Here is a 25,280-nt window from a genome sequence, read left to right as displayed (position 1 = left end):
TCGGCGCTGGCGGGCCGGCGGCGACGCGTCCTGCGACGTGGTGCGTCTCGGGACGATGGCGCAGTTCAAGCGGCTGGCCGAGAAGCTGCAGGGTCAGCGGTGGGGGCTCTCGGGGCTCGGCGAGGAGATCCGCCAGCAGTTGGGGATCCAGCACAGCCCACCCGAGCGGGAGTTCCCGTGGCCGCAGGACCGGACCGCGGTGATGGGCGTGCTGAACGTCACGCCCGACTCGTTCCACGACGGCGGCGAGTACGAGCGCGTCGAGGACGCCGTCGCGCGCGCCGAGGCGATGGTCGACGCCGGCGCCGACCTGATCGACGTGGGCGGCGAGAGCACCCGGCCGGGCGCCGACCCCGTGGAGATCGAGGAGGAGCTCGACCGCGTGCTCCCCGTCGTCGAGCGCCTCGCGGATCTCGACGTGCCCGTCTCGGTCGACACGCGCCGGCCCGAGGTGGCGCGCGCGGTTGTCGACGCCGGCGCCGACGTGCTCAACGACGTGGAGGGGCTGCAGGACCCGGAGATGCGCCGCGTCGCCGCCGAGACGGGCGTGCCGGTCGTGCTGATGCACTCGATCGAGGCGCCGGTCGACCCGTCGACCGAGGTCCACTACGACGACGTAGTCGAGGAGACGATCCGGGAGCTCCACGAGCGTCTGCTGGCCGCCGAGAAGGCCGGCGTCGACCGCGGGCAGGTCGTGATCGACCCCGGGATCGGCTTCGGGAAGACCGCGCGGGAGTCGTTCGACCTGCTCGACCGCCTGGGGGAGTTCGACGCGCTGGGCTGTCCGCTGCTGTTCGGCCACTCCCACAAGTCGATGTTCGAACTGACCGGCGAGCGGGCCGGCGACGCGCCGAACTCCACGATCGCCGCGACCGCGCTCGCGGCGGCCAACGGCGCCGACGTCGTCCGCGTCCACGACGTGGCCGAGAACGCCGCCGCGGTGAACGTCGCCGACGCCGCCGCCGACCCGGAGGGGTTCGAGCCGTGAGCGACGACGCGGGCGGCGAGGGCGAAGCGAACGCAGGGACCGATCCCGAGTCGATCGGACCCTACGAGGCGGTGTACGCCCACCCCGAGGGCGAGGCCACGGTCGCCCGGCAGGTTAAAACCGCCGCGGAGTACGGCTTCGAGGGTGTGGTCGTCCGCACGCGCGAGGCCGAGTACGACCCGGGGACGCTTGCGGGTCGCCACGGCGTCGACGTGGTCCGGGGGGTGGAGATCGACGCCGACGACCCGCAGGGTGCGAGCGGCGCGGTGGGGAACTTCCGGGGCGACTGCACCGTGCTACTGGTCCGCGGTGGGACGGACGCGCTCAACCGGTTCGCGGTCGAGCAGGACCGCGTCGACGTGCTCGCGCGGCCGTTCGACGGGACGGGCGACGTGAACCACGTGCTCGTGAAGGCGGCGGTCGCCCACGACGTGCGGATCGAGTTCGACCTCGGCGCGGTGCTGCGGGACGACGGCGGCTCGCGGGTCCGCCGGCTCCGGAAGCTGCGGAAGCTCCGGGAGCTGGTCGACTACTTCGACGCGCCGTACGTCGTGAGCGCGACGCCGGCGTCGCACCTGCGAATGCGGGCGCCCCGCGACCTCGCGGCGGTGGGCGAGCAGATCGGCTTCGGCGCCGACGCGGTCCGGGAGGGGCTGGCCGAGTGGGGCCGGCTGGCCGCGCGCAACCGGGAGCGCCGGGCCGATTCGTTCATCTCCCCGGGCGTCCAAAGGGGGCGGTACGAGGAATGAAGCGCTCCATCGACGACCACGCCGAACGCTTCTCCGCGGTCGCCGCGGAGTACGACGAACAGCAGGACAGCGACGAGTACGCCGCCTGCGCGTCGATGGTGATCGACGCCGCCGACCCCGGCGCCGAGGAGACAGTACTCGATCTCGGCTGCGGCACGGGGGCGATCGCGCTCGCACTCGCTCCCGAGGCCGGGACGGTGATCGGGCGGGACATCAGCGAGGGGATGCTCGCGGAGGCCCGCGGGAAGGCCGAGGAGGCGGGTCACGACAACGTCGAGTTCGGCGAGGGGCGGTTCCGCGCGCCGAACGTCGACGCCGCGGTCGACGTGGTCGTGTCGAACTTCGCGATGCACCACCTCGCGGACGACGAGAAGCGCGAGGCGATCGAGAGGATCGCGGCTCTCGACCCGCGGCGGTTCGTGCTCGGCGACGTGATGCTCTCGGCGGCGATCGCCGAGGGCGAGGAGCAGTTCTCCCCCGAGGTCGACGACCCCGCGACCGTCGGCGTGCTCGTCGAGGCGCTGACCGACGCGGGGTTCTCGGTCTCGGACGCGACGCTCGTGAGCGACCAGTACGGGGTGCTCGTCGCGGACCGATGAAACACCTCCCCAAACATCTCCAGCCGCGCTGGCGCTACCTCGCGGTCGCGATCGAGACGTGGCCCGACGCCGGGATCGGCCGTCGGGCGTTCCAGCGGGAGCTCTGGTACGCGGGCCAGAACCTGCTGGGCGACCCGGGGGGCGCCGACGCGGACCTGCGGCTGATGCGGTTCGAGATCGAGGGCGGGAGCGGCGGCGCGATCGTCAGGGTCCGGCGCGGCGAGGTGGAAGCGGCGCGGGCGGCGATCGCCTGCGTCGACGAGGTGAACGGCCACCCCGTCGGCCTGCGGATCTCGGGCGTCTCCGGCAGCGTCGACGCGGCTTCGGAAAGCTATTTAGGCGATCCAGCCCCCAGTTCGACACAGAGAGAGGTCGCGTTCGAGGGCGCCGATCGGCCGGCTCGACGCCGGGACGGCGCCGTCGACGTCGACACGCCGTCGGGGTGGGTCGGCGCGACCGTCCAGGACACCGAGTAACCATGCAAGGACAACAACAGCAGGCCTACGACCGCGGTATCACCATCTTCTCGCCCGACGGGCGCCTCTACCAGGTCGAGTACGCCCGCGAGGCGGTCAAACGCGGCACGCCCAGCGTCGGCGTGCGAACGCCGGAGGGCGTCGTGCTCGCCGCGGACAAGCGCCGCCGCTCGAAGATGATCGAGCCGGACTCGGTGGAGAAGCTCCACAAGGTCGACGACCACATCGGCATCGCGAGCGCGGGCCACGTCGCCGACGCGCGCAAGCTCATCGACGTGGCGCGTCGGGAGGCACAGGTCAACCACCTGCGCTACGGCGAGCCGATCACCGTCGAGACGCTCTCGAAGACGGTGACCGACTTCATCCAGCAGTACACGCAGTACGGCGGCGCCCGCCCGTTCGGCGTCTCGCTGATCGTCGGCGGGGTCACCGAGGGCCGGCCGCGACTGTTCGAGTGCGACCCCAGCGGCACCCCCTACGAGTGGCGCGCGCTCTCCGTCGGCGCGAACCGCGCGGACATCCGCGAGCATCTCGAGGCCGAGTACGAGGACGGGATGAGCCTCGAGGACGGCGTCGACCTCGCGCTCTCGGCGCTGACGGTCCACGACGACGAGGAGATGGACCCCTACGGCGTCGACCTCGCGACGATCGACGTCGAGACCGAGGAGTACGTCCACCTGCCGCCCGAGGAGATCGAGACCCACCTGGCGCGAGGGGACCTGCTCGCGGAGGACGTGGACGACGAAGCGACCGAGGAGTAGTCCGCGCCGGGTTTCGATGCCGTACGAACTCCGCGAGTCGGCGCCGACGGTCGATCGATTTCTCGAACTCCGCGACGCCGCGGGGATGTCCGCACGCTCGCGCGAGGCAGTCGAGCGAGGGCTCCCGAACAGCAGCTACGCCGTGATCGTCGTCGACGACGCGGGCGAGACGGTCGGGATGGCCCGGGTCGTCGGCGACGACGGCAGCGTGTTCCACGTCTGCGACATGGTGGTCCACCCGGATCACCAGGGACGGGGGCTGGGGAGCCGGCTGATGGACGCGGTGATGGACTGGATCGACGACACCGCCCCGCCGAATGCGTACGTCAACCTGCTGGCGGACGTGGACGGGTTCTACGAGCAGTGGGGGTTCGAGCGGACCGCGCCCGCCTCGAAGGGGATGTACTACCGCGTCGAGGAGTAGGGAGGGCGTCGACGGCGGTCGTCGTGGTTGGCGGGCTGTCGGTTGGTTAGTACACGATTCACGGCATGGGTTCAGTCGCCGCGACACGGCGGTCGCGGCGGATCACGAGCCGTGATAGGTAAGAACACGATCACGGCAACACGCGCCGTCGCCGCGGGACGGAGCCCGCGGCAGGTTACGAGCCGTGATCGGTTAGTAGCACAATCGCGGCGTAGGTTCCGTCGCCGCGACACGGCGGTCGCGGCTGATCACGAGCCGCGATTTATCAGTACTCCTCGTAGGCGAGGTTCATCAACCACTGCGAGAAGGCGTCGGACTGCGGATCGACCTCCTCCTCGCCGATGAATGGGGTGAGCATGTCCCCGGCCATAAGCAGCGAGAACTCGAGGTCGCGCGTCCGGGGCTTCAGGAGGTACGTGTTGTGGCCGTTGTAGACGGCTTCCTCCCGCTGGATCAGCTCCTGCTCGGCGAGGGACTCCGCGATCCGACTGCCCTTTCGCGAGGAGATGTCCAGCTCCTTCCAGAAGTCGCTCTGGTAGATGCCGCCGCTCTCGCGGATCAGCTCGAGGGCCTGCCGCTCGTCTTCGCTGAGGTCGTAGTCGGCCGCGCTCATGTGTGCGAGCGTTCACGGGCCGGAGGTTAAAGGCTACCGTCCCCGCGGCGCAACCGTTATCCGGGCAACCCACCTATATCGTACCGAAATGAGCTCCCAGAGCGAACTTACCGAGGAGGAAGTCCGCGAGCGGGTCGAGGAAGTTCTCGAGGAGAACGAAGTCGTCCTGTTCATGAAGGGCAACCGGCTGATCCCCAGTGTGGCTACTCCCAGCGTGCGGTCCAGCTGATCTCCCAGCACCGCGCGGAGTTCGAGACCGTCGACGTGCTGCCGGCGCTCCCGCAGTACCGCTCGGTGCTCGAGGAGAAGTCCGACTGGGAGACGATCCCACAGACGTTCGTCGACGGCGAGTTCGTCGGCGGCAGCGACGTGCTCGCGGAGCTGGACGAGCGCGACGAGCTCGCGGAGACGGTCCGCGCCAGCGCCTGAACCGCAGGCAACAACAGCTAAAAGGCTAGACGGCCTAGAACTGGCGTACTCGTACGGTTAACGCCACTCGCCGCCCACCGAACCCCCACACACATCCCATCCCACACCCACAAATGACAGGTCGCGTATTCCGACTCCACTCGACCCTCGAACTGCCACTCGAAGACCTCGAAGAGTTTCTGGAGAACCCGGATCTCCCAGCCGAACTCGACGACGTCGAACTCACCCGCCGGAACAACACCCTGATCCTGAAAGCCGTCGCGGAGGACGCCGACATCGGCAAGTACACGCCGACGGCACAGCTCAAAGCGAGCGTCTCCGAGACGCGTGTCTACGAGGAGGAGCCGCCGAAAACCGCCCCGACCTGGGGCCAGGAGGAGGAAGAGGAGGAGATCCCCTCCGAGCTCGTCGAGTTCGCCTGCTTCAAGGGCGACCGCGAGACGGTGCTCCAGAACAGCGCGCTGCGCTTCCCGATGTTCCTCGTCCTGCGCGAACTCGCGCTCATCTCCGAGAAGGGCACGCTGACCGCCGTCCTGGAGAAGGACGACGACCTCCAGGCGGTCCGCATCGTCGAGGGCGAGGAACGCCCCGCGAGCGTCGAAGTCGTCGAGAACCCACGCCAGGGCAACGGCGAGGACGGCGGCGTCAACTGGCGGGACAACGAGTTCATCAGCTAATTCGCGCCGGTCCCTTCTGCGAGCGAGGCGGCACCCTCACCGAAACGAGAGCCCGCAGCCACACTGCTGGTCCGCGTTCGGGTTGTCGATCCGGAACCCCGTGCCGTGGGCCGAGCGCGTGTGGTCGATCGCGGCGCCGTCGACGTACTCGACCGCCGCCGGATCGACGAAGGCGTTCACGCCGTCGCGGTCCTGCACAATGTCGTCCGGCTCCGGCGAGGCGACCAGATCGAACCGGTAGGAGAGCCCCGCACAGCCGCCGCGCTCGACAGCCACCCTGAGCCCGGCGCTGTCGGGGTCGAGCCCCTGGTCGTCGAGCAGCGACGCCAAGCGCTCGTCGGCGTCGGCCGTGAGCGACAGCGGTCGGCCCGCAGACTGGCCACTCATCGTTTCCGAGTACCGAGGTGTCCCGGATAAAGCTCGCGGCTCCCCTCGCCTCGGAGCAGTGTCCGAGCCCCACGCCGACGCACACGGCGGGAACCGAACCTTTCTCCTCCCGACGCTCCGACTACGCCGCCATGAGCACCGCCCGCGACGTGACCAGAACCGACCGCAGCCCCGACGGCGTTCGCGACGGGGGGCGCCGATGACCGACGGGAACGGGAGCGAGGAGTCCCCGGCCGGCGACGACCCCGACCACGGCCTGCCGGCGGCCGACCTGCAGTACCCGACCCTCGCGTTCGACGACGGGAGCGTCGACGACGACGGCTCGTTCGACCTGGCGACCGAGGCCGACCGGGAGTCGATGCGCGAGGCGGCCGAGGGCGTCGCCGGCGCGCTCTCGAGCCACGACCTCGCGGTCGAGGCCGCGGACGGGTACGTGGCGTTCGGCGTGGGGCCGAAGTCGGTCGCGGCCGCCTTCGACGCCGACGAGGGCGAACTGACGGTGACGCTGCGGCTCTCGGCGAAAGCGATGGCCGTCGACGACGGCTCCGGGGAGCGCGTCGGCGCCCGGGGCGACGCCGGCTTCGTTCCGGAGTCGATGCTGACCGACGACGGCGACAACCGGTGTTACGGCTGGATCGACGACCCCGAGTCCCCGGAGTGACGGCCGTTCGGGCGGTGTGGGTGCTGCTGGCGCCGTTCCGTCGGTCGGTTCGGGCCCGCTGTTCGAACACAAGAACTTTGATGCTCACGTAATTACATCTAATTAGACGATGAGCGAGTTCCCCGACTACCTGAACGTCGACTACACGGACGGCGAGGGCGAGTCCCCCGAGGACTACCCGAGCCTCCAGCACAAGATCGAGAAGGCGATCGAGGTCACCCGGCAGGGGCTCGAGGAGTACGAGAACCCCGCGATCATGTGGACCGGCGGGAAGGACTCCACCCTCACGCTGTACTTCGTGAAAGAGGTCGCCGAGCGCCACGACCTCGAGGTGCCCCCGGCGGTGTTCCTCGACCACTACCAGCACTTCGACGAGCTGATGGACTTCGTCGACCACTGGGCGGAGGAGTGGGACCTCGACGTCCACTTCGCGCGCAACGACGACGTCGGCGCCTACGTCGACGAGCACGGGCTCACCCCGGGCGACGACATCGAGATCTCCGAGCTCAACGAGCAGAACCAGCACCACATCCGGAACATTCTCGAGTACGAGGAGGAGACGTTCCCGTTCCTGCTGGACACGTACGTCGGCAACCACCTGCTGAAGACGGTGCCGCTGAACAACGCCATCGAGGAGCTGGACATCGACGGCATCATCTCCGGCGTCCGCTGGGACGAGCAGGAGGCCCGCGCCGACGAGACGTTCTTCAGCCCCCGTCACGACCCGGACATCTACCCGCCCCACGACCGCATCCAGCCGATCCTGCAGTTCGACGAGCGCGCGGTCTGGGACTGCTTCTGGCACTACGTCGTCCCGGACACCGTCGAGGGGTACCCCGAGGACGGCTACGTCCCGGACGACGCCGACGACCTGCCGAACGGGCTGACCCAGGACGACATCCCGGTGTCGCCGAAGTACTTCGCCGGTTTCCGCTCGCTCGGCTCGGAGGTCTCCACCGAGAAGAGCGAGGAGGAGCCCGCGTGGCACCAGGACCTCGAGAACACGACCGAACGTGCCGGCCGCGCCCAGGACAAGGAGGATCTCATGGAGCGCCTCCGCGACCTGGGCTACATGTAACGCCCGGCGAGCGGTTTCCCCGACCGCCGACGCCGCGGATCACCGGTTTCTCACAATCGTTTCCTATCTGAATTTTTACGGTATATTTTTTGCCACATCAATTCAGGAACCCAACATGGAATCCAACAGTTCCAGCATGGCGGCGTACCTCGCGGAGCACCCGAAGATGGTCGGCGTCCTGTTCACGATGCTCGTCGTGCTCTCCCAGGCCAGCGGGATCGTCGCGGCGGGACAGGGGACTACTGTCGGTCCCTGAGCGTCGTCAGATCGACCGAGTTCGTCCACCAGAGTTCGCCGTCGACGACGACGGGGATTCGGTGGTCGCTCAACCGCTCCGCCAGTCGTTCGTAAGGCACGGTGAAGGTGGCCATCTCCCCGACGGCGAGATACTGCGTCCCGTTCTCTTCGATGTACGGCCGGGTCATCGAGCCGACGTTGAACGTCGCCGTCGGGTACTCGTGGTAGGTGACGGTGACTTCCTCGGGCCCCCGCTCGTCGCAGGTGAGCAGCAGCGGCGTCCCGGAGTCGGACTGTGAGATCGTGACCCGGCCGTCGCCGACGACGACGTAGTTCTGCCGTGAGATCCGGATGCGACGGATCACGTCCAGCGCGCCGTGGAAGTCGAAGCCGGCGTCGAGCAGGTGGGCGAGATGGCGCCCGGTTCTGGTCGCCTTCGCGTTGCTCACGCTGGTGAGCGTCGCCACCCCGCCGAACGCGCCGGCGTCGACCAGGGCCTGCCCCTGCTCGTAGGAGCGACAGCCGTTGAGTAGAAACGCCTCGACGCCCGTCGCCGAGAGCGTCCGCAGGTCGAGGTAGCCGTCGGCACACTGGACGCCCTCGTCCTCCACGTGGCCGACGTAGTGGAGGAAGCTCGTCTCGGTTCGGAGCACCGACCGGAGTTCTGCCTTGGTCAGGTCGTGGTGGGTCCGGACCTCGAACGCCAGCATGTCGAAGAAGCCGTACAGCTCCTCGTCGATCTCCTCCAGCATCGCCTCGTCGTTGCAGACGAGCGTCACCGTCGTCGTGCTGTCGTCGGCCGGCTGGCGGTCGAGCCGCCGGCGGTAGGCGTCGACGGTCGGCTTGGAGGCGCCCATCGGGAACTCCTCGCCAACCCAGACGTGGCCGTACGTCTCGGTCTCGACGGGGGACCGAACCGACTCGGCGGGCGAACTCGCGTTCTGTGTGGTCCGGCTCCCGCCCACCTCCTCGGCCCGGAAGAACTCCTCGAGCTCGTCGGGCTCGGTCGTCGCCGTCGCCCGCTCCGCCAGCGGCGTCGGCGACCGGACGATCGCGAGGTCGTCGGCGACGAACGGGAGGATCGCCGCGTTCCGTGCCGCCGGCTCGATATCCGCGGTGAGGTGCCAGTCCAGCAGCCCCTCGGTCACGTCCTGAGGCACCGAGAGGTACGCGGCGGTCCGGCGGTCGATCGGGAGCTCGTACCACCGCTCGGGCTCGATCGTCGTCCGCTCGGCGAGCGCCTCGCGCTCCCGGAGCGACACCGGGTAGAGCCCCTCCGTCCGGGTGACACAGTCGAGCAGGAAGCAGTGCCGGAGCGTGTCGGCGGCCGCCTCGCCGAGGTCGCCACGGAGGGCGACGGTCTCGTCGCCGGCGACGAGCGTCGGCGTGGCGGCGCCCGTGCGGACGGCGGCGCCGAGGTAGTACGCGAGCGGGGCGACGCTGAACACGCTCGCGTAGTCCTCGGGCACCCGGATTTCGATAACCGTGTCTGGGCGTTCGAACCCGTCGGCGTCGAACGACTCGCCGAACTCGAGCAGCGGCGGGTGGCCACGGAGCGTCGGGAACGAGCGCTCCGGCGACGTGGTTTTCAACGCGGAGCCGAACAGCGAGATCCCGCGAGCCACGCCGGCGGGGGTCTCGGGGACGGTGACTGTGCCGGCGGGGCGTCGGTGGAGCGAGCGCGCGCCGACCAGCACCGTCGACGGCGCGTCGAAGTTGATCTGGGTGCCCGACTCTACGGACGCGACCGTCGCGGGCGCGTCGATCCGGAGGTAGAGCTTCATCGGCGTGTTCGTGGCCTCCACGAACGTCGTCGCGCTCACGGACTGCTCCCTGCCCGACACCGCCCGCCGCGCGCTGCCGTCCCCCTCTCGGAGGTGGTAGTCGAACACCGACGGGAGCGAGAGGCGCTCGGTCCGGACGCGGACCGCGTCGTCGACCGGCGTGGGGAACCGGTCGGCGGGCGCCGGCGCCGGGGCGACGCCGTCGGCTTCGACGACGTACTCGACCTCCTCGAGCGTGTCGACGACGCGGAGGCCGCGCTCGACGGGCTCGAACTCGATCACGGATCCTCCAGGGCGACCCAGCTCGTGGTCCCCCGCCCCGGGAGGTGCCAGCGCTGTTCGGGGCCGTTCGCCGCGCTCCGGAGCTCCAACCGGGCGTCGAACGCGGGCTCGAGGTCGGCGACGGCGTCGGCGTCCGCCGCGCGCGGCAGGTGGTAGTGGCCGATCCCGCGGACACGGCGAACGGCGCCGGTCAGTCGGGCGGTGAGCGTCCGGACGGCGTCGACGCCGTGGGCCTCGAGCAGCGGCTCGAGCGAGTAGAGGCCGACACGGAGCACGGCGGGCGGCGGCGTCTCGTCGGGCTCCCACGCCCGGATCTCGGCGTCGATGCGCCGGAGCACTGGCTCCTCGGCGGGGCTCGGTCCGACGGGGGCGTCGGTGGCCGCGCTCCCCCGGAGTTCGCGCTCGTCGATCAGGGCGACCCGTTCGTCGTCGGGCGCGCACTCGCCCGGGAACCACGCCGCGTCGTCGACGGCGCTGTCGGTGAGGGCGAGCACGCGGTAGCGCTGCTCGTCGGGGTGGCCCAGCAGGCGACGCGTCGCCCGGCGGGAGACGGCCTCCGGTACGTCGCCGATCACGAGCACCTGCGCCCCGCGGCGCTTGAGCTCCTGGAACGTCCTCCGGACGCTCCCGCCTCCGCGGTACGTCGCGACGGGCCGGCTCATGCCCCGAGATGACGGCTCCCGGATAAAAAACGTCGTGATGGTTCGGGCCGCGTACGAACCGGAGCCCGTATGCCGCCGGACCGACTGGTGACCGCCATGACCTGGGTGAGCCTCTTCTCGGGTGGGAAAGACTCCGCGTGGGCGCTGTACCGCGCCCAGCAGGAGGGACTGGACGTGGGCCGGTTGTTGACTGTCCACCCGGCGGGGGACTCGTACATGTACCACACGCCCGCGACCCACCTCGCCCGCCTCGCCGCCGATAGCGTCGGGCTCCCGCTCGTGGAGGTCGAGCCCGACTCGTTCGGCGCCGACGACGTCGTCGACGCCGGCGCGCAGGGCGACGCCGAACTCGAGCCGCTGGAGGCGGCGCTGCGAGAGCTGGCCGCGGAGCCGGCGTTCGAGCTCACCGGCGTCACCGCCGGCGCCGTCGAGAGCGAGTACCAGACCTCCCGGATCGAGGGGCTCTGTGACCGGCTCGGCATCGATCTGTTCGCGCCGCTGTGGCAGCGCGACCCGGTCGAACTCGCGGAGGCGATGCTCGACGCCGGCTTCGAGATCAGGATCGTGCAGGTCGCGGCCGCGGGGCTCGACGAGTCCTGGCTCGGCCGCACGCTCGACGCCGACTCGCTGGCGGAGCTGCGGGCGCTCAACGAGGAGTACGGCGTCCACGTGCTCGGCGAGGGCGGCGAGTTCGAGACGTTCGTCGTCGACGGCCCCCACATGGATCGCCGGATCGAGTTGGAGCTGACCACCGAGTGGGAGGGGACCCGCGGCCACGTCGTCGTCGAGGACGCGCGGCTCGACTGAGGATCGTTCCGGCTGACTGACCAAAACGGCGGTTCTGTCGGCTGAGACCCGACGCGACGACGCTTTTCTGACCGGTGGGTTTATACATGCTTGCTCGCAGGAACAATCGTCACGGTGGAGGGTAACACATGACACAACACCGAATCGAAACCGAACACGCTGCCGTCGGGCATCGTTCCGCACACGACGGGGATCGCTCCCCGAACCGCGGTCGCGGGGGTGATGGCGATGGCTGACCCCGGGCTGCTCCTGCCCCTCCAGAGCTCCGAGTTCGGGGCGCTCTCGCTGCTCCCGCCGCTTCTGGCCATCTTCCTGGCGATGATCACCCGCCGGGCCATCCTCTCGCTGTTCCTGGGGGTGTGGTCCGGCGCGGTGATCTACACCGGTGGCCACGGGTTCGTCAAGACGCTGACCTGGACCGCCGAGTCGATCGGCGCGAGTCTGTTCAACGCGAAGATCCTGATGATCGTGATGTTCCTCGGCGCCGGGGTCGCGATGATCTGGCGGCTGGGCGGCGCGCTGGCGATCGCCAACGCCGCCACCGCTCGGCTCGACTCACAGCGCAAGGTCGGGCTCGCGACGTGGATCTTCGGCATGCTGTGGTTCTTCGGGGACTACTCCAACACCGCCATCGTCGGCACGACGATGCGCGACATGGCCGACCAGATGCGGATGTCCCGGGAGAAGCTGTCGTACATCATCGACTCCACGGCCGCGCCGGTCGCGACGTTCGGGATCTCCAGTTGGGTGGTGTACCAGCTGAGTATGATCGACCAGGGGTACCAGTCGGCCGGGATCTCCGAGCAGGCGCCGTCGTCGTTCTCGGTGTTCCTGCAGAGCATCCCGTTCAACATGTACTGCATCTTCGCGATCGTGATGGTCGGCATCATCGTCATGACCCAGCGCGACTTCGGCGAGATGCTCGACGCCGAGCACCGCTCCTGGAAGGAGGGGAAGGTGCTCCGCGACGACGCGAACCCGATGCAGAGCGCCGAGGACAGCCTCGGCGACGTGGTCACCGACGAGCCGAGCCTGCGCTTCTTCGCCATCCCGGTCGGCACGCTGATCACGGTCGTGTTCTTCGGGGCGGCGTACACCGGCTACACCGGCGCGGGCGCCGGCGCCTCGTTCATCACCATCGTCGACAACGCCGCGTTCGTCGACGCGCTGCTGTGGGGCTCGTTCTCCATGGCGTCGATGGGGATCATTTCCGGCACCATCGCGGGGCTGATGAGCCTCGAGGAGGCGATGGAGACCGTCATCGACGGGTTCGGCATGATGCTGACCGCGGCGTCGATCCTGATCATGGCGTGGACCATCGGCGGCGTCACGACCACGCTCGGCACGGGGACGTACGTCACCAACTCCGCCCAGGCGTTCATCTCCCCGACGCTGCTGCCGATCGTGATCCTGTTCGCCGCGGCGCTGATCGCGTTCTCCACCGGTACCTCGTGGGGGACGATGGCGATCGTGACGCCGATCGCGATCCCGCTGGCCTGGAACATCGGCGGCGCCTCGCCGGCGCTGCTGCCGGTCGCAGTGGGGACGGTGTTCAGCGGCGCCATCTTCGGCGACCACTGCTCGCCGATCTCGGACACGACGATCCTCTCCTCGACGTTCACGGGAGCGGACCACATCGACCACGTCCGGACCCAGATCTACTACGCGATGACGGTGATCTCCGTCGCCGCGGTGATGCTGCTGGTCTGGGGCGCGACACGGATCACGCCGCTGGCGCTGCTGCCGGTCGGCGTCGGCCTGCTGTACGCGGTCGTCTACGGGCTCTCGGAGTGGGACTCCAGCCGCAAGGGGGTCGCGCCGAAGGCGTCGACGACCGAGCAGCGGGTGGCGCCGTCCGACGACTGAGGTGCGACGGCGGTCAGTCGCACCTCTGTGACGACTTATTTCGCGACGACGGTCAGTCGCACCGCTGTGACGGCTGATCCGCGGTGACTGCCAACCGCGGATCGGCGACGACTTATTTCGCGACGACCAGTCCGCGACGACGGGCAGTCGCCGTTCCGCAGGACTGTCGTCTCGCGCTCCGCCGTTCTTTCGCTACTCGCCCCGGTACAGCGGCGAGTCCGTGTCGGTACAGCCCGGGCTACCACAGACTCCCGCCTCGTCGCCGGCCCGCTCGACCCCCGCGGCCAGCGCGCCGAACTCCCACGTCGGGTCGTGGCCGGTTTCGACGCGGTGCTCCTCGATGAACTCCCGAGCGGTCCCCAGCGAGTCGAACGTCTCGGAGAGCGCACAGTCACCGCAGGTGACCGTGACTCGGTTCTCGCTCATTACCCTACCTACCGCCCCCGGACACTTAGCGCTCGCGGACCCGAGCGAACGGCGGCGCTGACGAACGTGTTCGACACAACCGGGAGGCGCCGGCGCCGGAACTGGTAGCCATGCCCGCGACCAGCGTCGACGACGAGCGAGCGTACGACGACGACCGGTTCTCGGCCCGCGAGGTGTCCAGCACCGAGCGATCCAAGACCGTCTGTGGCTACTTCGAGCCCGGGCAGTTCATCCCGGTCCACGCGCCCGACAGCGACGTGACCGTCGTCGTCCAGTCCGGCCACGGCGTCGTCCGCGACGGCGACCGGACCCACGAGGTCGGCCCCGGATCGGTCGTGACGGTGCCGGCCGGCCAGAACCGCGGCGTGAAAGCCGGCGACGAGCGACTCGAGGCCGTGCTCGTGACGGCGCCGCCGCCGACCGACGCCGAGCACGAACCGGTCCGGGAGGGGCTGCAAAACGACGCGTTCGAGCCGTAGCTACTCGTCCCGGTCGGCGATCTCGGAGTGGGCGCCGACGAGCGCGCCCGCGAGGTCCAGCCCCGCGACGTAGCTCTCGGTGTCGACGATCGACTCCCGGAGCGAGGAGTCGACGACGGTCGCGTCCTCGAACACGATGCTCCGGTCGAGCTCGCTGTTCTCGACGGTCGCGCCGGACATCACGTGGACGTTCTCGCCGAGCTCGGCGTCGACGGTCGCGTCGTCGGCGACCATGTTCTCGCCGTCGAGCTTCCAGGCCACGGCTTCGAGGTAGCTCTCGGGCGTCCCGATGTCGAACCACGCGCCGTCGAACGTGAACGCGTGGACGGCCTCCCGGGACTGGAGCCACTGGATGAACCAGCCGGGCTCGTCGGGGTTGTTCTCGCCGTCGAGGTACGTCTCGAACTCCGGCAGCGTCTCCTCCGGGAACGCGTAGCAGGCGATCGAGACCAGCGTGCTCTTGGGCTCGTCGGGCTTCTCCTGGAAGTCGACGATGCGGTCGCCCTCCAGATCGACGAGCCCGTAGGAGGAGGCGCGCTCCTTCGACCCGACGTCGTAGGCCGCGATGCAGGGCGTCCCCTTCTCCTGGAAGAAGTCGCCGAACTCGGCGAGGTCGAAGGAGATGAGGTTGTCGCCGGCGACCACCACGAGGTCGTCGTCGATCCCCTCGCGGTCGATCAGCTGGGCCAGCGCGCCGACGACGCCGAACTTCTCGTCCTCGTCGACGGTCTCCTCGACGGAGACGACGGGTTTCTCGAACTCGCTGTCGGCGATGTACTCGTGGAAGTCGTCGGCGAAGCGCTCGTTGGTCGAGACGTACACCTCGTCGACCCGGTCGTCGGCCTCCAGGTCGGCGAACACGTCGTCGATGACCGTCCCCTCGCCGACGGGGAGAAACATCTTCGGTCGGTTGCGGGTGATCGGCCAGAGCCGCGTCGCGTACCCGCCCGCGAGGACGATTGCCTTCATGGCACCTGGGTTGGCCGGGACCCGGTAAACCCTTTTTCCATCGGCGTCGCCCGACGGCGGGAAACTGGTTTGTTCGGCCCGGTCGAACGCCCGGTATGGAGGAAGCGACAACCCGCCAGCGGATCGTCGACGCGCTCCGGGAGGCGCCGGCGACGCCCCGCGCGCTCTCGAAGGAGGTCGGCGTTCCGACGACCGTCGTCTACGACCACCTCCGCCACGTCGCGAAGTCGCTGGACGGCGCCGACGAGCAGCTACTGGTCGCGCCGCCGACGTGCAAGGACTGTGGCTTCAGCGGCTTCGACGACCCACTCTCGGCGCCGAGCAAGTGTCCGGAGTGTAAGTGCGAGCGGATCATGGAGCCGGAGCTGGTGATCGAGTCGGCCTGAGGCGTCGTCGCCGGCGGGGCGGTCGCGCCGCCGCCGTCACCTCGCGACGGTAAGGCTTTCCCCCGCTCACCTACTGCGAACAGTATGGTCACCCGGCTGGTGCTGGGCTGTGGCGCGGTCGGCTTCGACCTGCTCCAGCGGCTTCCCGAGCGGGAGACGACGGTCGTCACCGACGACGAGCCCCGCGCCGAGAGCCTCCGCGAGGCCAGCATCGCCGCCGTCGAGGGCGACCCCACCGACCCGCGAGCCCACGCGCCGGACGCCGACATCGTGCTCGTCGCGAGCGACGACCCGGAACGCAACCGGACCGTCGCCGCGGCCGCCCGCGAGACGTTCCCCGACGCGATGCTGATCGCCTACGCCGGCGAGGGCGCACGCCCCGACACCGTCGACGCCATCCGTGAGACGGCCGACCGGCTGATCGACCCCACGGCGGCGCTGGCCGACCGCGTGCTCGACCGCACGGTCGGGTTCGAGAGCGACCGCGCCCGCGGGCTGCGCCGCGCGCTGCTCGACGCCGAGGAGCCGGTCGCCGTCGTCGCCCACGACAACCCGGACCCGGACGCCATCGCGAGCGCCGTGGCGCTCTGTGAACTCGCCGACCGCATCGGCGTCGACGCCGAGGCGTGCTACCACGGCGAGATCAGCCACCAGGAGAACCGCGCGCTCGTCAACCTGCTCGACCTCCCGCTGGTCCGGATCGAACCCGGCGACATCGAGGGGTACGGCGGCGTCGCGCTGGTCGATCACTCCCGGCCGGGCGTCAACGACAGCCTCCCCGAGGACACCGAGATCGACGTGGTCATCGACCACCACCCGCCGCGTGGCCCCGTCGGCGGCGAGTTCGTCGACCTGCGCAGCGGCGTCGGCGCCACGAGCACGCTGCTGACGGAGTATCTCGACCGGTTCGACGTGTCGCCGGCCACCACGACGGCGACGGCGCTACTGTACGGCATCCGGATCGACACGAAGGAGTTCACTCGCGAGGCGTCGAAGGCCGACTTCGCGGCCGCGGCGTCGCTGGTGCCGGACGTGGACGCCGACACGCTGTCGCGGGTCGAGACGCCGAGCCTCTCCATCGAGACGGTGTCGGTGCTGGCGGCGGCGATCGAGAACCGCACCGTCCGGGACCGCGCGCTGTCGACGTGTGTCGGCGAGATCCGTGACCGCGACGCGCTGGCGCAGGCCGCCGAGCGCCTGCTCGACATGGAGGGCGTCGACGTCACGCTCGTCTACGGGTTCATGGACGAGATGATCTACGTCTCGGGGCGGGCGCGCGGCTCCGACCTCGACCTGGGGGAGACGCTCCGGGACGCGTTCGGCGCCATCGGCGACGCGGGCGGGCACGCCGACATGGCCGGCGCCCAGATCCCGCTGGGGATCCTCGGCGCGACCGGCCCCGAGCGAACCGGCTCGCTGGCGGAGATCGTCTGGGAGGTCGTTGACGAGCGGTTCTTCGACTCGCTCTCGGACGCGCCGGACGCCCCCTCGATCGGCGAGGGGCTCGAGTACGACTACGCCCACGCGGGGGCGGCGTCGTTCGCGCTCCCCTCGATCGAGCGGGAGGCCGGAGGCGACGCCGAGGCGACGACCGACGACGACAGTGAGACGGACGCCGACGACGCGAGCGCCGAGGCCGCCGACCGCGGCGACGCCGACGACGCCTGAGCCTGTCCCTTTTTCGTCGGGCGCCCCCAACCGGGGGTAATGAGTGCCAAAGCTCGGGTCAAGGAGTACATGACCCGCGAGGTGGCGACGGTCGACGCCGACGACACCGTCGCCGACGTGGCGCGGCGGATCGCCGAGAGCGACCACAACGGGTTCCCGGTGACCGACGGCCGGAAGGTCGAGGGGTTCGTCTCCGCCCGGGACCTGCTGCTGGCCGACGAGGACGCCCCGATCTTCACCGTGATGGTCGAGGACATCGTCGTCGCCCACCCCGAGATGGACGTGATCGACGCCGCCCGCGTCATCCTCCGGTCGGGGATCCAGAAGCTCCCGGTCGTCGACGACGCCGGCAACCTGACGGGGATCATCTCGAACACCGACGTGGTGCGCAGCCAGATCGAGCGCGCCACACCCGAGAAGGTGGGCGAACTTATGGAGACGCTCCAGCACATCCACGACGTGTCGGTCCGCGAGGAGCGCCGCCGGGTGCGCCTCGACAACCTCGTCCCCACGCAGGACCGCGTGTACGCCGACGAGCTCGAGGGGCGCCGCTACGAGCTCGAACACGGGCTCGCGGAGCCGCTGGTCGTCATCGCCAACGCGACCGGCGAGAAGGAGCTGCTGCTGCTGACCGACGGCCACCACCGCGCGCTCGCGGCGGACCGCCTCGGGATCGAGGAGATGGACGCCTACGTCATCGTCGTCGAGGCCGACGAGCCCGTGACGCTGGGGATGGAGAACACCGCCCGGAAGGAGGGGCTCTCCTCCATCGACGACGTGGCGGTCGTCGACTACGCCCGCCACCCCCTGATCGAGACGACCAAGCGCCTGCAGTAGCCGGAGACCCCCGCCAGCCTTATCTTCCCCGGCTATCTGCTGCAAACGATGTCGATCCCCGGCCGGCGCGTCGTCGAGCGACTCAGACAGCCCGCGTACACGGGCCCGAACCGGTGTCTCCCCTGTACCGTCCTCAACGTCGGCATCGCGCTGGCGCTCGCCGCCGTCGTCGTCGCCGCGACGACGCCGCCCGCGGGTGCGGCCGTGCTCGCGGTCGGGCTGGCGGCGATCTACCTGCGGGGGTACCTCGTCCCGGGGACGCCCGAACTCACGAAGCGCTACCTCCCTGACCGCGTGCTCCGGTGGTTCGGGAAGGCGCCGGCGCTCCCCGACCCGGGCGAAACCGTCGACGTGGAGGCGTACCTGCTGGAGGCGGGCGTGCTGGTCGACCCGCCCGAGGCAGAGGACCTCGAACTCGCCGACGGGGTCGCCGGCGAGTGGGAGGAGCGGATCGCGTCGGTCCGCGAGGCGCCGGCGGCGGCCGCCGGCGACGTGCTCGACCTCGACGAGCCCGGCGTCGAGGACCGCGAGAACGCGACGGTGGTGACCGAGGGCGGGCTCGCGGTCGCCGACTGGCCCTCCCGGCCCGCGCTGCTCGCGGATCTCGGCGCGGTCGGGCTCCTGGCCGACCGCGATCCCGACTGGGCGACGCGGGGCCACGAGGAGCAGGGCCGGATCCTCGCCGGCCTGCGGCTGTTCGTCGAACGCTGTCCGGACTGCGGCGCCGAGCCCGAACTCGGCGAGGACACCGTCGAGTCCTGCTGCCGGCGCGCGCAGGTGTACACGTACAGCTGCCCGGACTGCGGCGCGCGCCTGCTGGAGATCGAGCAGTAGTCGCCGGGAGCCGGCAGCTATTCCTCCCCGCCGGCGTACCCCTTGAGCATGACCGCCGACCCCGACACGTTCGAACGACGAGCCGCCGCCGCACGGGAGCGACTCCGCGAGCGCGGCGACGACGGCCTCGTGCTGTTCCCGAGCCGGAACCTGCGCTACCTCGCCGACCACGGCGAGGAGCCCGCCGAGCGCCACTTCCTGCTGTTCGTGCCCGCCGACGGCGAGCCGGTGTTCCTCGTCCCCGAACTCTCCGGCGAGCAGGTCCGCGAGGCGTCCTGGGTGACCGACGTGCGCACCTGGGGCGACGCCGAGGATCCGGTGCCGCGGATCGCCGACATCGCCGCGGAGCTGGGGATGGACGCCGGCCACCTGCTCGTCGACGACACGATGTGGGCGCTGTTCACCCAGGACCTCCGGACCGCGCTGCCCGAGGCGACGTTCGGGCTCGCGAGCGAGGTGCTCGGCGACCTGCGCGTCCGGAAGGACGACGCCGAACTCGACGCGATGGAGCGTGCGGCGGCGGTCGCCGACGAGACGGTCCGCGACCTGCGCGAACTCGGCGACGGCGCCGTCGGCCTGACCGAGGCCGAACTCGCCGCCGAGATCGAGGACTCCCTCGAACGGCACGGCGGGACGGGCGTCTCCTTCGACACCATCGTCGGCGCGGGCCCCAACGGCGCCAAACCGCACCACCACCACAGCGACCGCGAGATCCGTCCCGGCGAGCCGGTCGTGCTCGACTTCGGCACGCGCGTCGACGGCTACCCCTCCGATCAGACACGGACGCTGGTGTTCGGCGGCGAGCCGGACGAACAGGTCCGCGAGGTCCACGAGGTCGTGCAGGAGGCCCAGCAGGCCGGCGTCGACGCCGTCGAGCCGGGCGTCACGGCCGCGGCCGTCGACGCCGCCGCCCGCGAGGTGATCGAGGCCGCGGACTACGGCGACGAGTTCATCCACCGCACGGGCCACGGCGTCGGCCTCGACGTGCACGAGGCGCCGTACATCGTCGCGGGCAACGAGCGCGAGCTCGAACCCGGGATGGTGTTCAGCGTCGAGCCCGGAATCTACCTCCCCGGGGAGTTCGGCGTCAGGATCGAGGATCTCGTGGTCGTCACCGAGGACGGCTGCGCGCGGCTGAACCACACCGACCGCGGCTGGGAGTGCTGAGCCCGGTCAGATGAGGTCGTCCGGCTCGTGCCGGTCGGCCATGCGCTTCGCCTCGGCGGCGTACTGCTCGCGCTTCTCCTCGTCGGTCTCGCCGAGGTTCCGCGGGTCGGCGTCGATGCCGGCTGTCGTGTCGCGGTGGTCGCCGAAGGAGGTGAGCGCCCGCTCCTTCCGGAGGTAGCGCTCGCCGTCGGGCGTCGCGTACACGAGGATCACGATGTTCTGCTCGTCGTCGGAGTAGGTGCGTTCGACGAGCCAGACGCGGACGGTCTCGGCGTCCTTGGTGTCGGCCATACTCGAAGGGAGGGCGGGCGCGGTGAAAACGGTTCAGGGCGGCCCCGACGCGTGGGAACCGGCCGGCGTCAGTCCCCGTCGATCGCCCGTCGTGGGACGATCGTGGGGCCTTCGGGGCCGAAGCCGACCTCCGCCTCGACGCCGAACACCTCCTCGAGCAGGTCCGGCGTCACCACCTCGTCGGGCGGCCCCCACTCGTACGGCGTCCCGTCCGCGAGCGCGATGAGGTTGTCCGCGAACCGGGCGGCCTGCCCGATGTCGTGGAGGACGACACAGACCGTCACGCCGCGCTCCCGGTTGAGCGCCCGGGCGGCGTCGAGCACCCGGAGCTGGTGGTGGAGATCGAGGTACGTCGTCGGCTCGTCCAGCAGCAGCGCGTCGGTCTCCTGGGCGAACACCATCGCGAGCCACGCAAGCTGGCGCTGGCCGCCCGAGAGGTCGCCGACGTTCCGGTCGGCGAGGTGGTCGATCCCGACGCGGTCGATCGCGCGGTCGATCGCGGCCTCGTCGTCCTCGTCCAGCCCCTCGAAGAAGCCGCGGTGGGGGTAGCGCCCGTACGTCACCAGCTCCCGGACCGAGGTGGATTCGGGGGCGGTGTTCTCCTGGGAGAGCAGGCCGAGCCGCGTCGCGAGCTCGCTCGTGCTGTACTCGTCGACGCGCCGGCCGTCGAAGCGGACCGCCCCGCGGTCGGGCTCGAGCTCGGCGTCCATCGCCTTCAGCAGCGTCGACTTCCCGCTCCCGTTGGGGCCGACCAGCGCCGTCACCTCGCCCGCGGGGACGACCAGCGTGTCGGCCTCGACGACGGGCTCGCCGTCGCCGTAGGAGAGCGCCACGTCGTCGACGGTGAGGCCGGGCGGCTCGTCGTCGCCGTCGTCGACGCCCGTCGCCTCCGCCTCGTCGGTCGACCGATCCGACCCCGTGGTGCCGGCGGCACCGATCCCGAACAGGCTCATAGTTCACCCAGCGCGTCCTGTTTGCGCATCAGGTAGAGGAAGTACGGCCCGCCGATGAGCCCCGTGAGGACCCCGACGGGGAGCTGCGCGGGCGAGAGGATCAGCCGCGCGCCCGTGTCCGCGAGCGTGACGAGCGCGGGGCCGGCGAACGCGGAGCCGACGACCAGCCGCTTGTAGTCCGAGCCGACGAGCTGGCGGACCATGTGGGGGACGATCAGGCCGACGAAGCCGACGATGCCGGCGACGGCGATCGCCGTGCCCGCCGCCAGCACCGCGACCGCCGAGAGCGCGAAGCGGACGCGTTCGACGCTCATCCCCAGCGAGCGCGCGGTGCGCTCGCCGAGCAGCAGCACGTTGAGCTGGCGCGCGCCGATCAGGGTGAGCGGCACCGTCACCAACGTCCACGGCAGCGCCATCCGGACCTGCTCCCAGTCGACGCCGGTCAGCGAGCCGGTGGTCCAGGCGATGGCGGACTGGACGACCGCGAGGTCGTCCGCGAAGAAGAACAGCGCCGTCTGCAGCGAGCCGGACACCATCGAGACGATGACGCCGGCGAGCACCAGCCGGACCGGGCTTGTGCCGCCCTTCCAGGCGATGGCGTAGACGATGCCGAACGCGACGGCGCCGCCGAGCGCGGCCGCGATCGGGAGGAACGTCGACAGCGAGCCGAACACGACGAGCGTGAGCAGGATCGCCAGCCCCGCGCCGGCGGAGACGCCGAGGATGAACGGCGACGCGAGCTCGTTGCGCGTCACCGCCTGGAACACCGCGCCCGACACGGCGAGGTTGGTGCCCACGAGCACGCCGACGAGCACTCGCGGCATCCGGATGTGCCAGACGATCAGCGTCTCCTTCGACAGCTCCACCTCCGCAGTGGAGAGGCCGAGCGCGCCCGCGACCGCCGTCCCCCAGCCGTCGCCGAGCAGGAGCCGCAACAACAGCTGCGGGTTCGTCCAGACGGCCGGGTCGAACACGGCGCCCCACGCCGTCGCGATCGACATGGTGAACGCGCCGAAGCTCACCTGGACCAGCCCCGAGAGGAACACGATCCCGATACTCCCGGCGATGACGGTCACCAGGGGGGCGTCGACCCACGAGAACGTCTCGTCGAGCCCCCGAACCCCGTCGCTGGTCTCACCGGCCATGGGTGGTCGCTCCGTACACGTTTTTAGGTTGGCCTAAGTCTTCAAAACCGTGTCGGTGTGGACTGCGGCTCAGCCGCCGTCGTCGCCGACGCCGAGCTCGCGTTCGAGGAGCTCCCGGGCGTCGGCCAGCCGGGCGTCGCGCTCGGCGGGCGAGCACTCGAACCCCAGCCGCTCCGCCTTCACCGCCTCCCGCACGCGCTCGATCCGCTCCTCGTCGAACTCGTGGTCCTCGGGGAGGGTCGACTCGAACCACTCGTCGACGTGTTCGTGCCACGTCTCGTCGCCGTAGCTGTCCGCCTCGACCGACCAGTCCCAGTAGCTGTCGACGCCGTCCCAGTGGCCCCGTCGGCTCCGGTAGTCGCTGACCAGCTCCTTCCCGACGCGACCGCCGTGGCCCGCCGCGATCAGCACCTGGTGGGGCTGCCCCGAGAGCCAGCCCGCGACGTAGAGGCCGTCGACGGCCGTCCGGCCGGTCGCCTCGTCGCAGTCGACGGGGTGGTCGCCCTCGTCGTGGAGCTCCCCGTCCGCCACCTCGCTCAGGTAGTCGGCGTTGTAGGCCGAGGCGGCGACGACCCGGTCGGCCGTGACGCCCGGCCCGTCCTGGGTCTCGACGCGGAAGCCGCCCCCCGCCTCGGTGACGCGGGTCACGAGGTCGTCGACGACCTCCGCGCCCTCGTACGCGACGTGGCTCCGGGCCAGCCGGAGGAACTGCTCGGGCGTGACGCCGAGCAGCCCGAGGTAGTTCTCGATGGCGTACGAGCGCCGGATCGCCGACTGGCCGCGGTCGAACACGACCGTGTCGAGGCCGTACCGGGCGGTGAACAGCGCCGCCGCGAGGCCGGAGGCGCCGCCGCCGACGACGGCCACGTCGTACGCCCGGGCCGTCGGCGTCGCCGCCTTCTGTGGGCTCTGGTCCATCGCTGTCGACGATCAGGCTTCGCCGCGGATAGCGGCCGACAGCTCCGCGCGGGCGAACAGCTCCCCCGAGAACGAGTCGGGGAAGTACAGGTTCGCGAACCGCTCGAGGTTGAACAGGTGCTGGATGGGGCCCTGGTAGATCGGGCCGCCGCGGAACACCATCTCGTTCTGGACCGCGCTGAGCTCGGCGGCGACGCTGTGGTCCTTCATGAACGAGACCACCGTGTCTTGGAACTCCTCCCGGGTCTTGTCCTCGTGGCCGCGGACGAGGATCGAGTCGGGATCGACCTGCAGGATCGTCTCGTAGTCGATCTTCCCGCGGTCGGTCGTCGACAGTCCCGAGATCCCGGTGCCCGAGAGCGCGTCGGTGATGCCGAGATCGCGGAACTGCTTCTTGTTCGTGCCCTGCCCGGAGAGGCGGTACGGCGAGAACGTCTCGGGCTCGTCGCCGCCGCCGAAGCAGAGCAGCGCGTTGGGTCGCTGGTCGGGGCCGGGGAGGTTCGCCGACAGCTCCGCGACGGCGTCGTCGTGAACCGCCTTCACCGCCTCGTAGCGGTCCCGCCGCTGGAACACTTCCGCGACCTTCTCGAACGCCTCGTAGAGGCTGTAGTACCGGTAGTCGTGCCAGCCGTCGGTGCGCCGGAAGATCGTGTTGCCGATAAAGGGCCCGGCGCGCTCGGAAACGGTGTCGAGATCCGACTGCTCGAGCTTGAAGAAGCCGTTCTTCAGGAGCCACTGCGGGTCGATGACGTGCACGTCGCTGTCGAGTTCGAGCATGAGCTCGGCGTCGATGGCGAAGGAGTCGCCCATCAGCTGAGTGAGCCCCTCCTCGTCGACGGAGACGCCGTCGAGTTCGGCGTACTGCTCGGTGTGGAACCGCGCCTTGTTGCCGACCGCGAGCAGGCGGTCGCTCAGCCCCAGCGCGACGCCCATGTCGGCGTAGCCGGACTCGTAGACGCTGAACGTCTCCGGCACCGAGTCGAACGTCACGTCGCCGACCGGCGCCATCGACACCGTGTAGCTCCCGCCGGCGTCGGTCGCCGTGCCGCCGTCGGTCGGGGTGTCGCTCGTCGCCCCGTCAGTGGGAGTGCCGTCGCCGCCGGTACAGCCGGCCAGCATCCCCGCGAGCGCTCCACCAGTCAGTCCGAGGAACCGTCGTCGGTCGCTCTCCATACCTTTCGGCGAGCCTAAACAGCCATAAGGGCTTCGAACTTTAGGCGGGCCGAATCCTCGATCCCTCACTCGGTCACGTCGACGAGCTCGGCGCCGGCGACCGCCCGGAGCCGCTCGGGCCCGATCTCCCACACCGACGTGGGCGTTCCGGCGGCGGCCCAGACCGTCTCGTACTGCTCGAGCGCGGGATCGAACAGCGTCCGGAGGTCGGTGTCGTGGCAGATCGGCGGGACGCCGCCGATGGCCCAGCCCGTCGCCTCGCGGACGAGATCGGGCGAGGCCATCGACACGTCGCCCTCGTCGACGCCGGCCCACGCCGCCAGCGCCGCCTCGCTCACGCGGTTCTCGCCGGAGGTGAGACAGAGCACCGCCTCGCCGGCCACGTCGAACACCAGACTGTTGACGATCTGGCCGATCTCGCAGCCGACCGCCTCGGCGGCGTCGGCGGCCGTCGGCGTGCCCTCCTCAGGGAACTCGACCGGGTCGGTAGTCAGCCCGTGGCGGTCGGCGGCGAGCTCGGCGAACTCCGTGACGCGTGCGTGCATACCCGTGGC

At 70.4% G+C, this 25,280-nt stretch carries 30 protein-coding genes and 1 pseudogene; 19 read left to right on the top strand and 12 right to left on the bottom strand.

Features of this window, described 5'->3' with window-relative positions; translation table 11 throughout:
• The 6 genes from folP to ACP95_RS13785 form a co-directional block, all read left to right on the top strand.
• A partial coding sequence (gene folP, locus ACP95_RS13810; protein WP_082224695.1) for a dihydropteroate synthase occupies positions 1-988 on the top strand: 988 nt, incomplete at its 5' end.
• A 53-nt stretch (positions 989-1,041) separates the two neighbouring features.
• On the top strand, positions 1,042-1,737 hold the full coding sequence (locus ACP95_RS13805) for an RNase P subunit p30 family protein (protein WP_049981760.1): 696 nt from the start codon (positions 1,042-1,044) through the stop codon (positions 1,735-1,737).
• Positions 1,734-2,336, top strand: a complete 603-nt coding sequence (locus ACP95_RS13800; protein ID WP_049981756.1) for a class I SAM-dependent methyltransferase — start codon at positions 1,734-1,736, stop codon at positions 2,334-2,336. The genes ACP95_RS13805 and ACP95_RS13800 overlap by 4 nt, the downstream gene beginning before the upstream one ends.
• Positions 2,333-2,812 (top strand): Rpp14/Pop5 family protein, encoded by a 480-nt coding sequence (locus ACP95_RS13795; protein WP_049981755.1) that lies wholly within the window; start codon positions 2,333-2,335, stop codon positions 2,810-2,812. The genes ACP95_RS13800 and ACP95_RS13795 overlap by 4 nt, the downstream gene beginning before the upstream one ends.
• Before the next feature lie 2 nt (positions 2,813-2,814).
• Complete coding sequence (psmA, locus tag ACP95_RS13790; RefSeq protein WP_049981754.1) at positions 2,815-3,573, top strand: archaeal proteasome endopeptidase complex subunit alpha; 759 nt, start codon at positions 2,815-2,817, stop codon at positions 3,571-3,573.
• Positions 3,574-3,589: 16 nt separating this feature from the next.
• Positions 3,590-3,997 (top strand): GNAT family N-acetyltransferase, encoded by a 408-nt coding sequence (locus tag ACP95_RS13785; RefSeq protein ID WP_049981753.1) that lies wholly within the window; start codon positions 3,590-3,592, stop codon positions 3,995-3,997.
• A gap of 265 nt (positions 3,998-4,262) precedes the next feature.
• Here the strand turns inward: ACP95_RS13785 and ACP95_RS13780 are convergent, their stop codons facing one another.
• Positions 4,263-4,610, bottom strand: coding sequence for a helix-turn-helix transcriptional regulator (locus ACP95_RS13780; RefSeq protein WP_049981752.1), 348 nt, complete (start codon positions 4,608-4,610; stop codon positions 4,263-4,265).
• Positions 4,611-4,698: 88 nt separating this feature from the next.
• On the opposite strand from ACP95_RS13780, the pseudogene ACP95_RS13775 reads away from it, so the two are divergent.
• A pseudogene (locus ACP95_RS13775) lies at positions 4,699-5,039 on the top strand (glutaredoxin family protein).
• Between the two features lie 113 nt (positions 5,040-5,152).
• On the top strand, positions 5,153-5,716 hold the full coding sequence (locus tag ACP95_RS13770) for a DUF7110 family protein (protein ID WP_049981751.1): 564 nt from the start codon (positions 5,153-5,155) through the stop codon (positions 5,714-5,716).
• Between the two features lie 36 nt (positions 5,717-5,752).
• On the opposite strand, the gene ACP95_RS13765 is transcribed toward ACP95_RS13770, so the two are convergent.
• Positions 5,753-6,103 carry a HesB/IscA family protein gene (locus tag ACP95_RS13765; RefSeq protein WP_049981750.1) on the bottom strand — a complete coding sequence of 117 codons (351 nt, stop codon included), beginning with the start codon at positions 6,101-6,103 and terminating at the stop codon, positions 5,753-5,755.
• Positions 6,104-6,302: 199 nt separating this feature from the next.
• Here ACP95_RS13765 and ACP95_RS13760 point away from each other — a divergent pair, with 199 nt between their 5' ends.
• From ACP95_RS13760 to ACP95_RS16180, 3 genes are all read left to right on the top strand, one after another.
• Complete coding sequence (locus ACP95_RS13760) at positions 6,303-6,764, top strand: hypothetical protein (RefSeq protein WP_049981749.1); 462 nt, start codon at positions 6,303-6,305, stop codon at positions 6,762-6,764.
• A gap of 109 nt (positions 6,765-6,873) precedes the next feature.
• Entirely contained in the window at positions 6,874-7,842 is a 969-nt protein-coding gene (locus tag ACP95_RS13755; RefSeq protein ID WP_049981748.1) for a phosphoadenosine phosphosulfate reductase family protein, read from the top strand.
• A 115-nt stretch (positions 7,843-7,957) separates the two neighbouring features.
• A complete protein-coding gene (locus ACP95_RS16180) occupies positions 7,958-8,098 on the top strand; it encodes a DUF7503 family protein (protein WP_166623246.1) in 141 nt (46 codons plus the stop codon).
• Here the strand turns inward: ACP95_RS16180 and ACP95_RS13750 are convergent.
• Together ACP95_RS13750 and ACP95_RS13745 are read right to left on the bottom strand one after the other, a co-directional pair.
• Positions 8,082-10,145: a hypothetical protein gene (locus tag ACP95_RS13750; protein WP_049981747.1), complete on the bottom strand. Its 2,064-nt coding sequence runs from the start codon at positions 10,143-10,145 to the stop codon at positions 8,082-8,084. The genes ACP95_RS16180 and ACP95_RS13750 overlap by 17 nt on opposite strands.
• Complete coding sequence (locus ACP95_RS13745; RefSeq protein ID WP_049981746.1) at positions 10,142-10,807, bottom strand: DUF7504 family protein; 666 nt, start codon at positions 10,805-10,807, stop codon at positions 10,142-10,144. The genes ACP95_RS13750 and ACP95_RS13745 overlap by 4 nt, the downstream gene beginning before the upstream one ends.
• A gap of 69 nt (positions 10,808-10,876) precedes the next feature.
• Between ACP95_RS13745 and ACP95_RS13740 the strand changes: the two genes are divergently transcribed.
• Together ACP95_RS13740 and ACP95_RS13735 are read left to right on the top strand one after the other, a co-directional pair.
• A complete protein-coding gene (locus ACP95_RS13740) occupies positions 10,877-11,614 on the top strand; it encodes a diphthine--ammonia ligase (protein ID WP_394324982.1) in 738 nt (245 codons plus the stop codon).
• A gap of 228 nt (positions 11,615-11,842) precedes the next feature.
• Complete coding sequence (locus tag ACP95_RS13735; protein WP_049981758.1) at positions 11,843-13,480, top strand: Na+/H+ antiporter NhaC family protein; 1,638 nt, start codon at positions 11,843-11,845, stop codon at positions 13,478-13,480.
• 192 nt (positions 13,481-13,672) lie between these two features.
• On the opposite strand, the gene ACP95_RS13730 is transcribed toward ACP95_RS13735, so the two are convergent.
• The gene (locus ACP95_RS13730; RefSeq protein ID WP_049981745.1) at positions 13,673-13,906 is read right to left on the bottom strand and encodes a DUF7542 family protein; all 234 of its coding nucleotides are present in this window, start codon (positions 13,904-13,906) and stop codon (positions 13,673-13,675) included.
• A 110-nt stretch (positions 13,907-14,016) separates the two neighbouring features.
• Here ACP95_RS13730 and ACP95_RS13725 point away from each other — a divergent pair, with 110 nt between their 5' ends.
• Entirely contained in the window at positions 14,017-14,385 is a 369-nt protein-coding gene (locus ACP95_RS13725) for a cupin domain-containing protein (protein WP_049981744.1), read from the top strand.
• Here the strand turns inward: ACP95_RS13725 and ACP95_RS13720 are convergent, their stop codons facing one another.
• On the bottom strand, positions 14,386-15,354 hold the full coding sequence (locus ACP95_RS13720) for a nucleotidyltransferase family protein (protein ID WP_049981743.1): 969 nt from the start codon (positions 15,352-15,354) through the stop codon (positions 14,386-14,388). It lies immediately after the preceding gene.
• A 95-nt stretch (positions 15,355-15,449) separates the two neighbouring features.
• Here ACP95_RS13720 and ACP95_RS13715 point away from each other — a divergent pair, with 95 nt between their 5' ends.
• The 5 genes from ACP95_RS13715 to ACP95_RS13695 all read left to right on the top strand — a co-directional run bounded on the left by ACP95_RS13715 (position 15,450) and on the right by ACP95_RS13695 (position 20,246).
• Entirely contained in the window at positions 15,450-15,740 is a 291-nt protein-coding gene (locus ACP95_RS13715) for a transcriptional regulator (RefSeq protein WP_049981742.1), read from the top strand.
• 84 nt (positions 15,741-15,824) lie between these two features.
• On the top strand, positions 15,825-17,408 hold the full coding sequence (locus ACP95_RS13710) for a DHH family phosphoesterase (RefSeq protein ID WP_049981741.1): 1,584 nt from the start codon (positions 15,825-15,827) through the stop codon (positions 17,406-17,408).
• A 39-nt stretch (positions 17,409-17,447) separates the two neighbouring features.
• A complete protein-coding gene (locus ACP95_RS13705; protein ID WP_049981740.1) occupies positions 17,448-18,245 on the top strand; it encodes a CBS domain-containing ParB/RepB/Spo0J family partition protein in 798 nt (265 codons plus the stop codon).
• A 48-nt stretch (positions 18,246-18,293) separates the two neighbouring features.
• Positions 18,294-19,079: a hypothetical protein gene (locus ACP95_RS13700; protein ID WP_049981739.1), complete on the top strand. Its 786-nt coding sequence runs from the start codon at positions 18,294-18,296 to the stop codon at positions 19,077-19,079.
• 48 nt (positions 19,080-19,127) lie between these two features.
• Entirely contained in the window at positions 19,128-20,246 is a 1,119-nt protein-coding gene (locus ACP95_RS13695; protein ID WP_049981738.1) for an aminopeptidase P family protein, read from the top strand.
• A gap of 6 nt (positions 20,247-20,252) precedes the next feature.
• Here ACP95_RS13695 and ACP95_RS13690 read toward each other — a convergent pair whose 3' ends face one another.
• The 6 genes from ACP95_RS13690 to ACP95_RS13665 form a co-directional block, all read right to left on the bottom strand.
• Positions 20,253-20,537, bottom strand: coding sequence for a hypothetical protein (locus tag ACP95_RS13690; protein WP_049981737.1), 285 nt, complete (start codon positions 20,535-20,537; stop codon positions 20,253-20,255).
• Positions 20,538-20,605: 68 nt separating this feature from the next.
• Positions 20,606-21,490, bottom strand: coding sequence for an ABC transporter ATP-binding protein (locus ACP95_RS13685; RefSeq protein WP_049981736.1), 885 nt, complete (start codon positions 21,488-21,490; stop codon positions 20,606-20,608).
• A complete protein-coding gene (locus ACP95_RS13680; RefSeq protein WP_049981735.1) occupies positions 21,487-22,635 on the bottom strand; it encodes a FecCD family ABC transporter permease in 1,149 nt (382 codons plus the stop codon). Before ACP95_RS13680 ends, ACP95_RS13685 begins: the two co-directional genes overlap by 4 nt.
• A 69-nt stretch (positions 22,636-22,704) precedes the next feature.
• Positions 22,705-23,553: an NAD(P)-binding domain-containing protein gene (locus tag ACP95_RS13675; RefSeq protein WP_049981734.1), complete on the bottom strand. Its 849-nt coding sequence runs from the start codon at positions 23,551-23,553 to the stop codon at positions 22,705-22,707.
• 12 nt (positions 23,554-23,565) lie between these two features.
• Positions 23,566-24,726, bottom strand: a complete 1,161-nt coding sequence (locus ACP95_RS13670) for an ABC transporter substrate-binding protein (protein ID WP_049981733.1) — start codon at positions 24,724-24,726, stop codon at positions 23,566-23,568.
• A gap of 65 nt (positions 24,727-24,791) precedes the next feature.
• Entirely contained in the window at positions 24,792-25,271 is a 480-nt protein-coding gene (locus tag ACP95_RS13665; RefSeq protein WP_049981732.1) for a YbaK/EbsC family protein, read from the bottom strand.
• Between the last annotated feature and the right edge of the window lie 9 nt (positions 25,272-25,280).

Origin of the sequence: Halolamina rubra, assembly GCF_000739555.1 — an archaeon.
Classification (GTDB): domain Archaea; phylum Halobacteriota; class Halobacteria; order Halobacteriales; family Haloferacaceae; genus Halolamina; species Halolamina rubra.
Note: the sequence above shows the minus strand (reverse complement) of the source record. Positions and strands in the feature narration are given on the sequence as shown.

Excerpts from the sequence above, each read along its gene's own strand:
- ACP95_RS13800 (WP_049981756.1), top strand. The coding sequence starts at position 1,734 with ATGAAGCGCTCCATCGACGACCACGCCGAACGCTTCTCCGCGGTCGCC.
- ACP95_RS13795 (WP_049981755.1), top strand. The coding sequence starts at position 2,333 with ATGAAACACCTCCCCAAACATCTCCAGCCGCGCTGGCGCTACCTCGCG.
- psmA (WP_049981754.1), top strand. The coding sequence starts at position 2,815 with ATGCAAGGACAACAACAGCAGGCCTACGACCGCGGTATCACCATCTTC.
- ACP95_RS13785 (WP_049981753.1), top strand. The coding sequence starts at position 3,590 with ATGCCGTACGAACTCCGCGAGTCGGCGCCGACGGTCGATCGATTTCTC.
- ACP95_RS13780 (WP_049981752.1), bottom strand. The coding sequence starts at position 4,610 with ATGAGCGCGGCCGACTACGACCTCAGCGAAGACGAGCGGCAGGCCCTC.
- ACP95_RS13770 (WP_049981751.1), top strand. The coding sequence starts at position 5,153 with ATGACAGGTCGCGTATTCCGACTCCACTCGACCCTCGAACTGCCACTC.
- ACP95_RS13765 (WP_049981750.1), bottom strand. The coding sequence starts at position 6,103 with ATGAGTGGCCAGTCTGCGGGCCGACCGCTGTCGCTCACGGCCGACGCC.
- ACP95_RS13760 (WP_049981749.1), top strand. The coding sequence starts at position 6,303 with ATGACCGACGGGAACGGGAGCGAGGAGTCCCCGGCCGGCGACGACCCC.
- ACP95_RS13755 (WP_049981748.1), top strand. The coding sequence starts at position 6,874 with ATGAGCGAGTTCCCCGACTACCTGAACGTCGACTACACGGACGGCGAG.
- ACP95_RS16180 (WP_166623246.1), top strand. The coding sequence starts at position 7,958 with ATGGAATCCAACAGTTCCAGCATGGCGGCGTACCTCGCGGAGCACCCG.
- ACP95_RS13745 (WP_049981746.1), bottom strand. The coding sequence starts at position 10,807 with ATGAGCCGGCCCGTCGCGACGTACCGCGGAGGCGGGAGCGTCCGGAGG.
- ACP95_RS13740 (WP_394324982.1), top strand. The coding sequence starts at position 10,877 with ATGCCGCCGGACCGACTGGTGACCGCCATGACCTGGGTGAGCCTCTTC.
- ACP95_RS13735 (WP_049981758.1), top strand. The coding sequence starts at position 11,843 with ATGGCTGACCCCGGGCTGCTCCTGCCCCTCCAGAGCTCCGAGTTCGGG.
- ACP95_RS13730 (WP_049981745.1), bottom strand. The coding sequence starts at position 13,906 with ATGAGCGAGAACCGAGTCACGGTCACCTGCGGTGACTGTGCGCTCTCC.
- ACP95_RS13725 (WP_049981744.1), top strand. The coding sequence starts at position 14,017 with ATGCCCGCGACCAGCGTCGACGACGAGCGAGCGTACGACGACGACCGG.
- ACP95_RS13720 (WP_049981743.1), bottom strand. The coding sequence starts at position 15,354 with ATGAAGGCAATCGTCCTCGCGGGCGGGTACGCGACGCGGCTCTGGCCG.
- ACP95_RS13715 (WP_049981742.1), top strand. The coding sequence starts at position 15,450 with ATGGAGGAAGCGACAACCCGCCAGCGGATCGTCGACGCGCTCCGGGAG.
- ACP95_RS13710 (WP_049981741.1), top strand. The coding sequence starts at position 15,825 with ATGGTCACCCGGCTGGTGCTGGGCTGTGGCGCGGTCGGCTTCGACCTG.
- ACP95_RS13705 (WP_049981740.1), top strand. The coding sequence starts at position 17,448 with ATGAGTGCCAAAGCTCGGGTCAAGGAGTACATGACCCGCGAGGTGGCG.
- ACP95_RS13700 (WP_049981739.1), top strand. The coding sequence starts at position 18,294 with ATGTCGATCCCCGGCCGGCGCGTCGTCGAGCGACTCAGACAGCCCGCG.
- ACP95_RS13695 (WP_049981738.1), top strand. The coding sequence starts at position 19,128 with ATGACCGCCGACCCCGACACGTTCGAACGACGAGCCGCCGCCGCACGG.
- ACP95_RS13690 (WP_049981737.1), bottom strand. The coding sequence starts at position 20,537 with ATGGCCGACACCAAGGACGCCGAGACCGTCCGCGTCTGGCTCGTCGAA.
- ACP95_RS13685 (WP_049981736.1), bottom strand. The coding sequence starts at position 21,490 with ATGAGCCTGTTCGGGATCGGTGCCGCCGGCACCACGGGGTCGGATCGG.
- ACP95_RS13680 (WP_049981735.1), bottom strand. The coding sequence starts at position 22,635 with ATGGCCGGTGAGACCAGCGACGGGGTTCGGGGGCTCGACGAGACGTTC.
- ACP95_RS13675 (WP_049981734.1), bottom strand. The coding sequence starts at position 23,553 with ATGGACCAGAGCCCACAGAAGGCGGCGACGCCGACGGCCCGGGCGTAC.
- ACP95_RS13670 (WP_049981733.1), bottom strand. The coding sequence starts at position 24,726 with ATGGAGAGCGACCGACGACGGTTCCTCGGACTGACTGGTGGAGCGCTC.
- ACP95_RS13665 (WP_049981732.1), bottom strand. The coding sequence starts at position 25,271 with ATGCACGCACGCGTCACGGAGTTCGCCGAGCTCGCCGCCGACCGCCAC.